Origin of the sequence: Streptomyces sp. NPDC007901, assembly GCF_042959465.1 — a bacterium.
Classification (GTDB): domain Bacteria; phylum Actinomycetota; class Actinomycetes; order Streptomycetales; family Streptomycetaceae; genus Streptomyces.
The window spans coordinates 71,531-83,767 of sequence record NZ_JBIBKW010000001.1; the positions used below are offsets into that span (position 1 = coordinate 71,531).

General features: G+C 69.6%; 12 protein-coding genes and 1 pseudogene. 10 read left to right on the top strand and 3 right to left on the bottom strand.

Annotation, left to right across the window (positions count from 1 at the left end; genetic code table 11):
* Positions 1 to 225: 225 nt before the first annotated feature.
* Together ACFZDK_RS00370 and ACFZDK_RS00375 are read left to right on the top strand one after the other, a co-directional pair.
* Complete coding sequence (locus ACFZDK_RS00370) at positions 226 to 1,257, top strand: cation diffusion facilitator family transporter (RefSeq protein WP_390968324.1); 1,032 nt, start codon at positions 226 to 228, stop codon at positions 1,255 to 1,257.
* Positions 1,258 to 1,374: 117 nt separating this feature from the next.
* Complete coding sequence (locus ACFZDK_RS00375; RefSeq protein ID WP_390968326.1) at positions 1,375 to 2,064, top strand: M24 family metallopeptidase; 690 nt, start codon at positions 1,375 to 1,377, stop codon at positions 2,062 to 2,064.
* A 40-nt stretch (positions 2,065 to 2,104) separates the two neighbouring features.
* Here ACFZDK_RS00375 and ACFZDK_RS00380 read toward each other — a convergent pair whose 3' ends face one another.
* Positions 2,105 to 2,776, bottom strand: coding sequence for a hypothetical protein (locus ACFZDK_RS00380; protein WP_390968328.1), 672 nt, complete (start codon positions 2,774 to 2,776; stop codon positions 2,105 to 2,107).
* Between the two features lie 302 nt (positions 2,777 to 3,078).
* On the opposite strand from ACFZDK_RS00380, the gene hemL reads away from it, so the two are divergent.
* The 8 genes from hemL (at position 3,079) to ACFZDK_RS00420 (ending at position 11,123) form a co-directional block, all read left to right on the top strand.
* Positions 3,079 to 4,407, top strand: coding sequence for a glutamate-1-semialdehyde 2,1-aminomutase (gene hemL / locus ACFZDK_RS00385; protein ID WP_390968330.1), 1,329 nt, complete (start codon positions 3,079 to 3,081; stop codon positions 4,405 to 4,407).
* Positions 4,404 to 5,096 carry a histidine phosphatase family protein gene (locus ACFZDK_RS00390; protein ID WP_390968332.1) on the top strand — a complete coding sequence of 231 codons (693 nt, stop codon included), beginning with the start codon at positions 4,404 to 4,406 and terminating at the stop codon, positions 5,094 to 5,096. Before hemL ends, ACFZDK_RS00390 begins: the two co-directional genes overlap by 4 nt.
* A gap of 146 nt (positions 5,097 to 5,242) precedes the next feature.
* Positions 5,243 to 6,508 carry a hypothetical protein gene (locus tag ACFZDK_RS00395; RefSeq protein WP_390968334.1) on the top strand — a complete coding sequence of 422 codons (1,266 nt, stop codon included), beginning with the start codon at positions 5,243 to 5,245 and terminating at the stop codon, positions 6,506 to 6,508.
* A gap of 78 nt (positions 6,509 to 6,586) precedes the next feature.
* Positions 6,587 to 7,177 (top strand): redoxin family protein, encoded by a 591-nt coding sequence (locus ACFZDK_RS00400; protein WP_390968336.1) that lies wholly within the window; start codon positions 6,587 to 6,589, stop codon positions 7,175 to 7,177.
* A 1-nt stretch (position 7,178) separates the two neighbouring features.
* Complete coding sequence (locus tag ACFZDK_RS00405; protein ID WP_390968337.1) at positions 7,179 to 7,943, top strand: cytochrome c biogenesis protein CcdA; 765 nt, start codon at positions 7,179 to 7,181, stop codon at positions 7,941 to 7,943.
* Between the two features lie 3 nt (positions 7,944 to 7,946).
* On the top strand, positions 7,947 to 9,653 hold the full coding sequence (locus ACFZDK_RS00410) for a cytochrome c biogenesis protein ResB (RefSeq protein WP_390968339.1): 1,707 nt from the start codon (positions 7,947 to 7,949) through the stop codon (positions 9,651 to 9,653).
* A complete protein-coding gene (gene ccsB / locus ACFZDK_RS00415; RefSeq protein ID WP_390968341.1) occupies positions 9,650 to 10,744 on the top strand; it encodes a c-type cytochrome biogenesis protein CcsB in 1,095 nt (364 codons plus the stop codon). The genes ACFZDK_RS00410 and ccsB overlap by 4 nt, the downstream gene beginning before the upstream one ends.
* Positions 10,745 to 10,769: 25 nt before the next feature.
* Complete coding sequence (locus ACFZDK_RS00420; RefSeq protein ID WP_390968343.1) at positions 10,770 to 11,123, top strand: SRPBCC domain-containing protein; 354 nt, start codon at positions 10,770 to 10,772, stop codon at positions 11,121 to 11,123.
* 95 nt (positions 11,124 to 11,218) lie between these two features.
* On the opposite strand, the pseudogene ACFZDK_RS00425 reads toward ACFZDK_RS00420, so the two are convergent.
* Positions 11,219 to 11,467, bottom strand: a pseudogene (locus tag ACFZDK_RS00425) (hypothetical protein); the annotation flags it as partial.
* A 124-nt stretch (positions 11,468 to 11,591) separates the two neighbouring features.
* Positions 11,592 to 12,197, bottom strand: coding sequence for a hypothetical protein (locus ACFZDK_RS00430; RefSeq protein WP_390968345.1), 606 nt, complete (start codon positions 12,195 to 12,197; stop codon positions 11,592 to 11,594).
* Positions 12,198 to 12,237 lie beyond the last annotated feature (40 nt).

Consider the following 12,237-nt stretch of genomic DNA (forward strand, 5'->3'; position numbering starts at 1 on the left):
CGCGGCGGCCGAGCGGCGCCGGCGCCCGGCGGGACGAGTGAGAACGTTCAGCCGGACAGCCCGTCCGAAACGGGCCCGGCCGCCTCCCGGGCAAGTCGCGTTTCCGCAGGCCAGGGCCGTGCTAACGGAGATGACAACGGTCACCGGTGCAGCCTTTGGCGTTCACCCCGGCCATGCGTTTCACTGCGAGGCGGAACACCCGACGCGAGGGGCGAGGCAACCGCCATGGGCGATCACGATCACGGGCACGACCACGGCCATGGCCACGGCGAGGGCGGACACGGCGGGCACTCCCACGGCGTCTCGGCGGACGCCGACCGCCGCTGGCTGGCCTTCGCCCTCACCCTCATCACGGTGTTCATGGCGGCGGAGGTCGTCGTCGGTGTCGTCGCCGGCTCCCTGGCCCTGATCTCCGACGCGGCGCACATGCTCACCGACGCCGCCTCGATCGTGCTCGCGCTCGTCGCGATGCGGCTGTCGGCCCGCCCCGCCCGTGGCGGCTTCACCTACGGCCTCAAGCGTGCCGAGATCCTCTCCGCGCAGGCCAACGGCCTCACCCTGCTGCTGCTCGGGACCTGGCTGGCGTACGAGGCGGTGCGGCGGCTGATCAGCCCGCCCGAGGTCGAGGGCGGCCTGATGCTGGCCACCGCGCTCACCGGGATCGTCGTCAACGTGGCCGCCACCTGGTGCATCTCCAGGGCGAACCGCAGCTCGCTGAACGTCGAGGGCGCCTACCAGCACATCCTCAACGACCTGTTCGCGTTCATCGGTACGGCGATCGCCGCGCTGATCGTCGTCCTCACGGGCTTCGCCCGCGCCGACGCGATCGCCACGCTCGTCGTGGTCGCGCTGATGTTCAAGGCCGGCTACGGCCTGGTCCGGGACTCCGGGCGGATCTTCCTGGAAGCCGCCCCGGTCGGCTTCGACCCGGACTCGATCGGCGACGAACTGGCCGACCGGCCCGCGGTCGTCGAGATCCACGACCTGCACCTGTGGACCATCACCTCCGGCGAACCCGCCCTCTCCGCCCACGTCCTGGTCGAACCCGGCGGTGACTGCCACGCCGTGCGCCGCGACCTCCAGCAGCTGCTGCGCGACCGGCACGCCATCACCCACGCCACCCTCCAGGTCGACCACCTCGGCGAGGACGGCGACAGCGAGGAACTGCTGCAGATCGCCACCCCCTCGACCGAACCGGCGGACCACTGCGACGACGCCCACGGCCCGGTCCACCGGCCCGGCCCGCACGAACACTGACGACAAGCGAACCGGTCATGATCCGGCCGCAGCCGGTGTCGGCGGGGTCGGCGTGCTCGGTTCCGTGAAGTCCAATGTGATTGACTCGGATGTTTATTGGAACGTACTTTCGCTGCCATGGCTCACGACGAACCCACCCGTGCGGCACGTCTGCTGGACGCCCAGGCCAAGGCCGAGCGGCTCTTCACGGAGATCGAGGCACGCGGCCTGGTCGCCCCCGGCGAGGGCGAGCGGGCGGTCAGCGACCGGGTGCGCGACCTGGCGAACGAACTCTTCGGCACCACCCGGCACTGGCACAAGCGGATCGTGCGCTCCGGCCCCAACACCCTGGCGCCGTACCGGGAGAACCCGCCGGACCGGGTCATCACCGCGGACGACATCGTGTTCGCCGACTTCGGGCCGATCTTCGAGGAGTACGAGGCCGACTTCGGCCGGACCTTCGTCCTCGGCGACGACCCCGACAAGCACCGGCTCCGCGCCGACCTGCCGAGGATCTTCGATGCCGGCAAGCGGCACTTCGCCGAGCACGGCGACATCACCGGCAAGCAGCTGTACGCCGAGGTGGAGCGGCTGGCCGCCGAGGCCGGCTGGGAACTGGGCGGCTGGCACGCCGGGCACCTGGTCGGCGAGTTCCCGCACGAGTGGATCGACGGCGCCGACACGGAGTCCTACATCACCCCCGCCAACGACACCCCGCTGCGCCGCACCGACAAGGCCGACCGCACCTGCCACTGGATCCTGGAGATCCATCTCGTCCACCGGGAGCGCCAGTTCGGCGGGTTCCACGAGGAACTGCTCACCCTCTGACAGCGCGCCGACGCGCCCCCGAACAGAACGAAACCTCAGGTCAGGGCCACACCAGGCAGTACGGCTGATGCCCCGCCTCATGCAGCCGATGCGAGAAGTCCTGCCACTCGTGCAGCAGCTGGTACACGTTGAACGCGTCCCTCGGGCCGCCCCGGTCCGGGACTGTCGACCAGATGAAGGCCGCCGCGCCGACCGCTTCCTCGCCTATGCCGCGCAGCGGGTCGACGACTGTCATGGGGAGCTTGACCACGGCGTAGTCCGGGTGCAGGACGACCAGTTCCAGCGGTGGCACCTTGTGCAGAGGTACGCCTTCGATGCCCGTCAGCACCATCGCGGCCATGGTCTCCGGCTTGATCTTGGTGAACATGCCGTTCATGCCGAGCTCGTCGCCGCCGAGTTCCTCGGGACGCATCGAGATCGGGACACGGGCCGCGGTCGCGCCGTCCGGTGCGCCGAAGTATTTGTACGTCACCCCCACCCGACCACCATTCCTGCTCCCGCTCTCAGAACGGTCGATCGCGCGATCGATCCGCCGGCCCCTTTGGTCCCACTGATCGATACGTCGGTCGCGCCGCTCCGACTCACTCGGTACGCCTTGTTCCTGACGTGCTGCTTCCGCCGCTTCCTCCGCCTCGCGTCGGTGCCTTCCCCGATGGGCGCGTCGAGGACCCAGGTCATCGGTCCCCTCGCCCAGTCCGCCACCGCGATGCATATCTCCACCCGACTGCTTTTCTAGGACGCGTGGCCCCCGCCGCGCAACCCGATCATCGTGTCAGTGACCTCCCCCACGGCCGCCCGCCGAAACGTGCGTCGAAACATCAGTCCGCAGGATCTTTACAGCCTCCGGCCGCCTGCGTACCGGATGAGCTGGGTGTATCGGATCACAGTCTCGCAGATGCCCCGCCCGCCGACCGGAGACTGCCGTCCTCCGCTGCGAGAAGACCACCGTCCTCCGCCTACCCTGAGGAGGTCACCCAGCAGCCGGAGTCCGAGAAGTCGGAGAAGTCGCACGTCATGAGTGCCCAGAGCGAAAAGCCCTATCCCTACGACGCGCCCGTCTCACAGGCGCTCTTCGACCGTGCCTCCGTCGTCACGCCCGGTGGTGTGAACTCGCCGGTGCGTGCCTTCCGTGCCGTCGGCGGCACGCCTCGTTTCATGGTCTCCGGCAAGGGGGCCTACCTGACCGACGCGGACGGGCGCGAGTACGTCGACCTCGTGTGCTCGTGGGGGCCGATGATCCTGGGGCACTCGCACCCCGAGGTCATCGCCGCCGTCCAGGACGCCGTCTCCCGCGGTACCTCCTTCGGTACGCCCGGTGAGGGTGAGGTCGCCCTCGCGGAGGAGATGGTCGCCCGGATCGAGCCCCTGGAGCAGGTGCGGCTGGTCAGCAGCGGGACGGAGGCGACCATGTCCGCCATCCGGCTCGCCCGCGGCTTCACCCGGCGCACCAAGGTGATCAAGTTCGCCGGGTGCTACCACGGACACGTCGACAGCCTCCTTGCCGCCGCCGGGTCCGGCGTCGCCACCTTCGCGCTGCCCGACACGCCCGGAGTCACCGGTGCCCAGGCCGGGGACACGATCGTGCTGCCGTACAACGATCTCGAAGCCGTGCAGGAGGCCTTCCACCGGCACCCCGGCGAGATCGCGTGCGTGATCACCGAGGCCTCGCCGGGGAACATGGGCGTCGTGCCGCCCGCGCCCGGGTTCAACCAGGGGCTGAAGAACGCCTGCCGCGAGAACGGCGCGCTGTACATCTCCGACGAGGTCATGACCGGGTTCCGGACGAGCCGGGCCGGATGGTTCGGGATCGACGGCGTGGTGCCCGACCTGATGACCTTCGGGAAGGTCATGGGGGGCGGCTTCCCGGCCGCGGCCTTCGGCGGGCGGGCGGACGTCATGGCGCACCTCGCCCCGGCCGGTCCCGTCTACCAGGCCGGCACCCTCTCCGGGAACCCGGTCGCCACCGCCGCCGGGCTCGCCCAGCTGCGGCTGCTCGACGACGCGGCGTACGACAAGGTCGACGCGGTGTCGGAGCAGATCCGGGGGCTGGTCGGCGAGGCGCTGAACAAGGAGGGCGTCGCGCACCAGGTGCAGACCGCCTCCAACATGTTCTCCGTCTTCTTCACCAACCGCCCGGTGCGGAACTACGAGGACGCGCGGGCCCAGGAGTCCTTCCGGTTCACCGCCTTCTTCCACTCCCTCCTCTCCGACGGTGTCTACCTGCCGCCGTCGTCCTTCGAGTCCTGGTTCGTGTCCACGGCCCACGACGAGCGGGCCATCCAGAAGATCGCCGACGCCCTCCCGGCGGCGGCCCGAGCGGCCGCGGAGGCCACGGCAGCATGAGCGAGCAGAGTGAGCAGCGGGACATCACCGTCGTGCATGTGATGCGGCACGGGGAGGTCGCCAATCCGGAGGGCGTGCTGTACGGGCGGCTCCCCGGCTATCACCTCTCCGAGCTCGGGCGGCAGATGGCCGACCGGGTCGCCGAGCACCTCGCCGGCCGGGACGTCACCCATGTCGTCGCCTCCCCGCTGGAGCGCGCGCAGGAGACCGCGACCCCGATCGCCAAGGCGCACGGGCTCGGCCTCGGCACCGACGAGCGGCTCATCGAGGCGGAGAACATCTTCCAGGGCAAGACCTTCGGGGTCGGCGACGGGGCGCTGAAGAACCCCGCCAACTGGAAGTACCTCGTCAACCCTTTCCGGCCGTCCTGGGGCGAGCCGTACGTCGACCAGGTCGTCCGGATGCGGGGCGCGCTGGACGCGGCCAAGGACCAGGCGCGCGGTCACGAGGCCGTGCTGGTCAGCCACCAGCTGCCGATCTGGATCCTGCGGTCGTACGTCGAGAAGCGCCGGCTGTGGCACGACCCGCGCAAGCGGCAGTGCACCCTCGCCTCCCTGACGACGTTCACCTACGAGGGCGACAGGATCGTTTCCGTGGGCTACTCCGAGCCCGCCATCGACCTTGTTCCGGCCCATCTGCGCGCCGGTGCCAAGCCGGTGAAGGGGAAGGACAAGGCCTTCGGGGCGTGAGCCGGGTGTGAGCTCAAGGTGACGTACGGTACATAGCCGTACGTTCGTGATATTTGTCGTGAAATACAACAGACGCTGCGGAACCCGCTTGTTCGTCACGCCCTCTGACTGGGTGACCACCAGAGGACGTGACGAATCGGGGAAGCATGCGGACCATCACGCGAAGGGGAATGCTCGGCGTCGGCGCGGGTGCCACGGCCGGGCTCGCGCTCGGGCTCAGTGGCTGCGGCACTCTCACCCCGTCGGACGGACCGACCCCCGCCGCCGGTTCCACCAAGCGGCCGTCGGGCAGGGCCTCCAGGAAGCCCAACGCCCGTCCCCTCGGTGACGGCTCCACCTCCGACACCGGACGGCAGCCCCATCAGCCCGCCGCCCCCGAGCCGCTGGAGCCCGGGCAGACCCCGCCGCAGTTCGTGATCTTCTCCTGGGACGGCGCCGGCGAGGTCGGCAACGGCCTCTTCCCGCGCTTCCTGGACCTGGCCAGGGAGCACGGTGCGTCGATGACCTTCTTCCTCTCGGGCCTGTACCTCCTCCCCGAGTCGAAGAAGCGGCTCTACGACCCGCCGAACAACCCCCGCGGCGCCTCCGACATCGGCTACCTCACCGACGAGCACGTCAGGGCGACCCTCACCAACGTCCGCCGCGCCTGGCTCGAAGGGCACGAGATAGGCACCCACTTCAACGGGCACTTCTGCGGCGGCTACGGCACGGTCGGCAACTGGACGCCCAAGCAGTGGCGCAGCGAGATAGACCAGGCCAAGGCGTTCGTGAAGGGCTGGCGGACCAACACCGGCTGGACCGACCTGCCCGCCCTGCCCTTCGACTACGACAAGGAACTGGTCGGCGGCCGTACGCCCTGCCTGCTCGGCCAGAACAACCTGCTGCCCACCGCCCGCGAGCTGGGCTGGCGCTACGACGCCTCCTCGCCGGGCGGCCGCCAGGTCTGGCCGACGAAGAAGCTGGGCATCTGGGACCTGCCGTTGCAGCAGATACCGTTCCCGGGGCGCTCCTTCGAGGTCCTCTCCATGGACTACAACATGCTCGCCAACCAGTCGGTGAACTCGACGAAGGCCCCGGCCTACAACTACCCGGGCTGGCGGCAGCAGTCCGGGCAGGCGTACATAGCGGGATTCGAGCGGGCGTACAAGACAAACCGGGCGCCGTTCTTCATAGGCAACCACTTCGAGCAGTGGAACGGCGGCATCTACATGGACGCCGTCGAGGAGGCCTTCAAGCACATCGCCCGGGAGAAGGAGAAGGGCGCCGACGTGCGCATGGTCTCCTTCCGGCAGTTCGTGGACTGGATGGACGTCCAGAAGCCGGAGGTGCTGGAGCGGTTGCGCACGCTGGACGTCGGGCAGCGCCCGACCGGCGGCTGGAGGTCATTCCTCAAGCAGGGAACCCCGGCCTGAAAGGGTTCCCGAAAGGGGCCGTTCCCGGACCGAGGGGGGTGCGCAAGATCCCCAGAACGGGCATGCGAAACTTTTCACATGAGTACCCGTAGCCGCGCCGTCCTGCTTGGCGCCATGGCCGCCGCGGCGGCCCTGACCCTGTCCGCGTGCGGCAACGGCGGCACCTCGGGCGGAGGCGGCAACACCAACTTCGTCACCGGCAAGGACGGCATCGACACGGTCGCGAAGGGCCACCGCGCGGCGGCCCCCGACCTGTCGGGCAAGACCATCGACGGCAAGACGCTGGACGTGGCGAGCTACAAGGGCAAGGTCGTCGTCATCAACGTGTGGGGCTCCTGGTGCAGCCCGTGCCGTGCCGAGGCGCCCTACTTCGCCTCCGTCTCCAAGGACTACGCGAGCAAGGGCGTCCAGTTCGTCGGCATCAACACCCGCGACACCAGCACCGGTTCCGCGGTCGCCTTCGAGAAGCAGAACGGCATCGAGTACCCGAGCCTGTACGACCCGACGGGCAAGCTGATGCTCCGCTTCAAGAAGGGCACGCTCAACCCGCAGGCGATCCCCTCCACCCTGGTCCTCGACCGGCAGGGCAACGTCGCGGCGCGCTCGCTGGCCGCGCTCAGCGAGGAGAACCTGCTGAAGATGATCAAGCCGGTCGTCGCGGAGAAGTGACGTGAGCACACTCGCCGCCGCCGTCGGCACCAATGGGACCGTCCTCAACGGCGCCCTGCTGGTCGCCCTGCCGATCGCGCTGCTGGGCGGACTCGTCTCCTTCTTCTCGCCCTGCGTGCTGCCCCTCGTCCCCGGTTACCTCTCGTACGTCACGGGCGTCGCCGGCACCGATCTCGCGGAGGCCCGGCGTGGCCGGATGGCCACCGGCGCCGCGCTCTTCGTGCTCGGCTTCACCGTCGTGTTCGTGTCGAGCGGCGCCCTGTTCGGCTACTTCGGCCAGGACCTGCAGGAACAGTCCGGCACCCTCAACAAGGTGCTCGGCGTCCTGATGATCGCCATGGGGCTGTTCTTCATGGGCCTGATGCCCTGGTTCACCCAGCGCGAGTTCCGCTTCCACCGGCGTCCGGTGGCCGGCCTGCTCGGGGCGCCGCTGCTCGGCGCGCTCTTCGGGATCGGCTGGACCCCGTGCATCGGCCCGACGCTCGCCGCCGTGCTGAGCCTCTCCTCCCAGCAGGGCAGCGCGGGGCGCGGTGCGATACTGACCGTCGCCTACTGCCTGGGACTCGGTGTGCCCTTCGTGCTCACCGCGATCGCCTTCCGCAAGGCGCTCGGTGCCTTCGGCTGGGTCAAGCGCCACTATGTCTGGGTGATGCGGATCGGCGGCACGATGATGATCGTGACCGGTCTGCTGCTGCTGACGGGTGCCTGGGACCGTCTCGTGCAGGACATGCAGTCCTGGTCCGCCGGCTTCACTGTGGGGATCTGATCGATGAGCAAGACCGAAACCGACAACGGCGAGCAGGACCTCGGAGCGGCCGCCTCCCAGCTCTCCACCGCCCCCGTCGAGGAGTCGGCGATCGTCCCCGGTCTCGGGGTCGTCGGCTGGGCCCGCTGGTTCTGGCGGCAGCTGACCTCGATGCGGGTCGCGCTGCTGCTGCTCCTGCTGCTGTCGCTGGGCGCGATCCCCGGCTCGCTGATCCCGCAGAGCGGCGCCGACATCTCCAAGGTCGCCGGCTTCCGCAAGTCCCACACGACGCTGGCGCCGATCTACGACAAGCTCGGCCTGTTCCACGTCTACAGCTCGGTGTGGTTCTCGGCGATCTACATCCTGCTGTTCGTCTCCCTCATCGGCTGCATCATCCCGCGCGCCTGGCAGTTCGTGGGCCAGCTGCGCGGCCGCCCGCCGGGCGCCCCCAAGCGGCTGGACCGGCTGCCCGCGTACACGACCTGGCGGACGGCGGCCGAGCCGGAGGAGGTCCGCGAGGCGGCCCTGAAGCTGCTCAAGAAGCGGCACTTCCGCGCGCACCCCGTCGGCACCGCGGTCGCCGCCGAGAAGGGCTATGTCCGTGAGTTCGGCAACCTGGCCTTCCACATCGCGCTGATCGTGCTGCTGGTCGCCTTCGCCTCCGGCCAGATGTACAAGTCGGACGGCACCAAGCTGGTCGTCGAGGGCGACGGGTTCGCCAACTCGATCCTCCAGTACGACGACTTCAAGTCCGGCTCGATGTTCAGCACCGACGACCTGGTGCCGTTCAGCTTCGACCTGAAGAACTTCTCCGCGAGCTACCAGACGAGCGGCCCCAGCAAGGGCACCGCGGTCTCCTTCAAGGCGGACATCGACTACAGCGAGGGGGCCTACGGCAAGTCGAAGCGGACCACCATCAAGGTGAACGAGCCGCTGCACATCGACGACGCCAAGGTCTACCTCGTCAGCCACGGCTACGCGCCCGTCATCACGGTCCGCGACGGCAAGGGCAACGTCGTCTACCACGACGCCGTGCCGCTGCTCCCGCTCGACGCCAACGTCACCTCCCAGGGCGTGGTGAAGGTGATGGACGGCTACAAGAACGCCCAGAACGTCAGCGAACAGCTCGGCATCTCGCTGTTCTTCCTGCCGACCTACGGCGGCGGCTCCTCGGTGCTGTCCAGCTTCCCGGCGCTGAACAACCCGGTGCTGAACCTGACGCCGTACCACGGCGACCTGGGCGTCAACTCCGGCATCCCGCAGAGCGTGTACCAGCTGGACAAGTCCCACATGAAGGAGTTCAAGGACTCCAAGGGGGCGCAGTTCCGCGACAACCTCAAGCCCGGCCAGACCATGCAGCTGCCGAACGGCGCCGGCTCCGTGACGTTCGAGAAGGACGTCAAGGAATGGGCCGGCTTCGAGATCGTGCAGGAGCCCGGCAGCGGCTGGGCGCTGGCCGGCGCGGTCGCCGCGATCTTCGGCCTGGCCGCCTCGCTGTTCATCCAGCGCCGCCGCGTGTGGGTGCGCGCGGTGCAGGGGCCCGACGGCGTCACCGTCGTCGAGATGGCCGGCCTCGGCCGCAGCGAGTCCGCGAAGGTGCCCGAGGAACTGGGCGACCTCGCGGGCATCCTCTACGACCAGGCACCAGGGGCCCCCGACCCCGACACCGAAGACCCCGCAGAATCCCCCGACCCCGAAGTCGTACCTTCCGAAGGGGCTGAGAAGCGATGACTTCCGCCGCCGCAACGACCCTCGCCGCGACCAACGAACATCTGGCGAGCATGAGCAACACGCTCATCTACTCCTCGATGGCCGTCTACACGCTGGCCTTCTTCGCGTACATCTTCGAATGGCTGCTCGGCAGCCGCAGCCGGGTGGCCCGTACGGCCAACGCGCTGACCGCCACGGCGGAGACGAAGAAGGCGCCCGCCGTCACGGTCAAGAAGGCCGGCGGCACCGCCGTACTGGAACGCCCGCAGGTCGTCGTGCGGTCCGCCGCGGGTTCGCGGGACGTCCCGGACGGCCCCGGCGCCCACGGCGGCGACGAACAGGGCGACCTCTACGGCCGGATCGCGATCTCCCTCACGGTCCTCGCCTTCCTCGTGGAACTCGCGGGCGTGATCGCCCGCGCGGCCTCCGTGCAGCGGGCGCCGTGGGGCAACATGTACGAGTTCAACATCACGTTCTCCACGGTCGCGGTCGGCGTCTACCTGACCCTGCTGGCCCTGAGGAAGAACGTCCGCTGGCTCGGCCTCTTCCTGATCACCTCGGTCCTGCTGGACCTGGGTCTCGCGGTCACCGTCCTCTACACGGCGAGCGAGCCGCTGGTCCCGGCCCTGCACTCGTACTGGCTGTACATCCACGTCTCGACGGCCATCTTCTGCGGCGCGGTCTTCTACGTGGGCGCGATGGCCACGGTCCTCTACCTCTTCAAGGACTCCTACGAGAGCAAGCTGGAGGCCGGCGGCAAGCCCGGCCGCTTCGCCACCTCGGTCCTGGAGCGCCTGCCCGCCTCCGCCTCCCTCGACAAGTTCGCCTACCGCGTCAACGCGGCGGTCTTCCCGCTGTGGACCTTCACGATCATCGCGGGCGCGATCTGGGCGGGCAGTGCCTGGGGCCGCTACTGGAACTGGGACCCCAAGGAGACCTGGTCCTTCATCACCTGGGTCGCCTACGCCTGCTACCTGCACGCCCGCGCCACCGCCGGCTGGAAGGGCCGAAAGGCCGCCTACCTGGCGATGATCGCCTTCGGCTGCTGGCTGTTCAACTACTACGGCGTCAACATCTTCGTCACCGGCAAGCACTCCTACGCGGGCGTCTGAGCCGACAAAGGGCGACACTGGTGCCATGGCCGTCCTTCAGCTGCTGATACGACTGCCGAGGCCGATGGACCAGGTCTGGCCGAGCCTCTCCACTCCGGAGGGCCTGGCCGCCTGGTTCACCCCGGCGGACGTCCTGCAACCGAGACTGGGCGGCACGGTCACCTTCGGTGATCTGGGCACCGGCACCGTGACCGCCTGGGACGTCGACCGGATCGCCGAGTACACCGTGGAGGGCGGCGGCCGGATCCGCTTCCACCTGGAGCGCGACGGGGAGAGCGGTACGGCCCTGCGCTTCACCCACGAGTTCAAGGGCGAGGTGGACACGGAACAGGCATGGCGGACGCGTTTCGAACGCCTGATCGACTCCTTGGCTTCTTGATACGCCCCGGCTGAAGCGCCCCGTCAGGGGCGCGGGGCTGTGTCACTTTGCGGCTCCGCCGCGTGGGCGCGACCAGCCCCCACCGAACCCGCGGCTCACGACGGCGGCAGACACTCCGAACCCGGCGGCTTCCCCTCCGGCCACGCGATCGTCACGAACCGCGACCCACCCTCCGCCCGCAGCTCCACGATCGGCACCGCCTTGTCGTACGGGTTCCCGTGTGCGTCGAGGCAGATCCACCCGCTCGCCCCGGCCACCCGCAGCGACCCCTTCACCAGCGGCCACTGCAGACCCACGTCGGCCGGCGTCGGCACCCGCCGGCCCTCCGGCACCGCCTCCCGGATCCAGCAGGGCCCGGACCAGATACCGCTCGGCGTGCTCGCGGGAGGTGCCGCCGGCCCGGAAGTGCCCGGAGAGCAGGATCAGCCCGCGCTGGGCGTGTCCGCCGGCGTTGGGGTAGGTGCGGTATCAGACGGACGCCTTCTGCTGCCGGCGGCTGGCGAAGCCCTCGGCGACCGACTCCAGGGTGGCCTCGATGGCCCCGGAGACCAGCGGCCCGGTGCCGGTCGCGGCGGCCACCACCTTCGCGGTCACCTTCCCGGCCCAGCGCCCGGCGAGCCCGCTGATCCACGAGCCGCTCTCGTTCAGCAACAGGATCCGCTCCACCTCGCGCCGGATCCGCTCCGAGTCCGCGTCGCCCCAGCCGCCCGCGGCCACCGCGACCAGGCCCGACATCAGCCGTGGGAAGGTGATCCGCCCGGCGCCCGTCACCGGCTCGGCCAGCTGCTCGGCGATCACCAGCAGCGCCTGCGCGACCGGCGACCAGGACTCGGCGGGCCGCTCGGCCGGCGGCCCCGCGAACTGCGGCTCCGCGCAGTCGACCAACGCGACCGGGGTGTGCCCCTTGTACGCGTCCCGCAACTCGCCGAGCACCGCGCTCTTGCCGAGCCCCCGGGCACCGGTCAGCACCACGAACGGCAGCTCACCGGGGTGTTCGAGGGGATGGGCACGGTGCTGGTACGGCCGTAACCCGACGATCCTCGGCACGAGCCCGGCCGGCTCGACGTCGAACAACGCCCCACGCCCGTGCAACCGTCTGTGCAACTGTTGGGTC

What these genes read in the sequence shown, in the direction of transcription:
- ACFZDK_RS00370 (WP_390968324.1), top strand. Translation starts at nt 226, where the DNA reads ATGGGCGATCACGATCACGGGCACGACCACGGCCATGGCCACGGCGAG.
- ACFZDK_RS00375 (WP_390968326.1), top strand. Translation starts at nt 1,375, where the DNA reads ATGGCTCACGACGAACCCACCCGTGCGGCACGTCTGCTGGACGCCCAG.
- ACFZDK_RS00380 (WP_390968328.1), bottom strand. Translation starts at nt 2,776, where the DNA reads ATGCATCGCGGTGGCGGACTGGGCGAGGGGACCGATGACCTGGGTCCT.
- hemL (WP_390968330.1), top strand. Translation starts at nt 3,079, where the DNA reads ATGAGTGCCCAGAGCGAAAAGCCCTATCCCTACGACGCGCCCGTCTCA.
- ACFZDK_RS00390 (WP_390968332.1), top strand. Translation starts at nt 4,404, where the DNA reads ATGAGCGAGCAGAGTGAGCAGCGGGACATCACCGTCGTGCATGTGATG.
- ACFZDK_RS00395 (WP_390968334.1), top strand. Translation starts at nt 5,243, where the DNA reads ATGCGGACCATCACGCGAAGGGGAATGCTCGGCGTCGGCGCGGGTGCC.
- ACFZDK_RS00400 (WP_390968336.1), top strand. Translation starts at nt 6,587, where the DNA reads ATGAGTACCCGTAGCCGCGCCGTCCTGCTTGGCGCCATGGCCGCCGCG.
- ACFZDK_RS00410 (WP_390968339.1), top strand. Translation starts at nt 7,947, where the DNA reads ATGAGCAAGACCGAAACCGACAACGGCGAGCAGGACCTCGGAGCGGCC.
- ccsB (WP_390968341.1), top strand. Translation starts at nt 9,650, where the DNA reads ATGACTTCCGCCGCCGCAACGACCCTCGCCGCGACCAACGAACATCTG.
- ACFZDK_RS00420 (WP_390968343.1), top strand. Translation starts at nt 10,770, where the DNA reads ATGGCCGTCCTTCAGCTGCTGATACGACTGCCGAGGCCGATGGACCAG.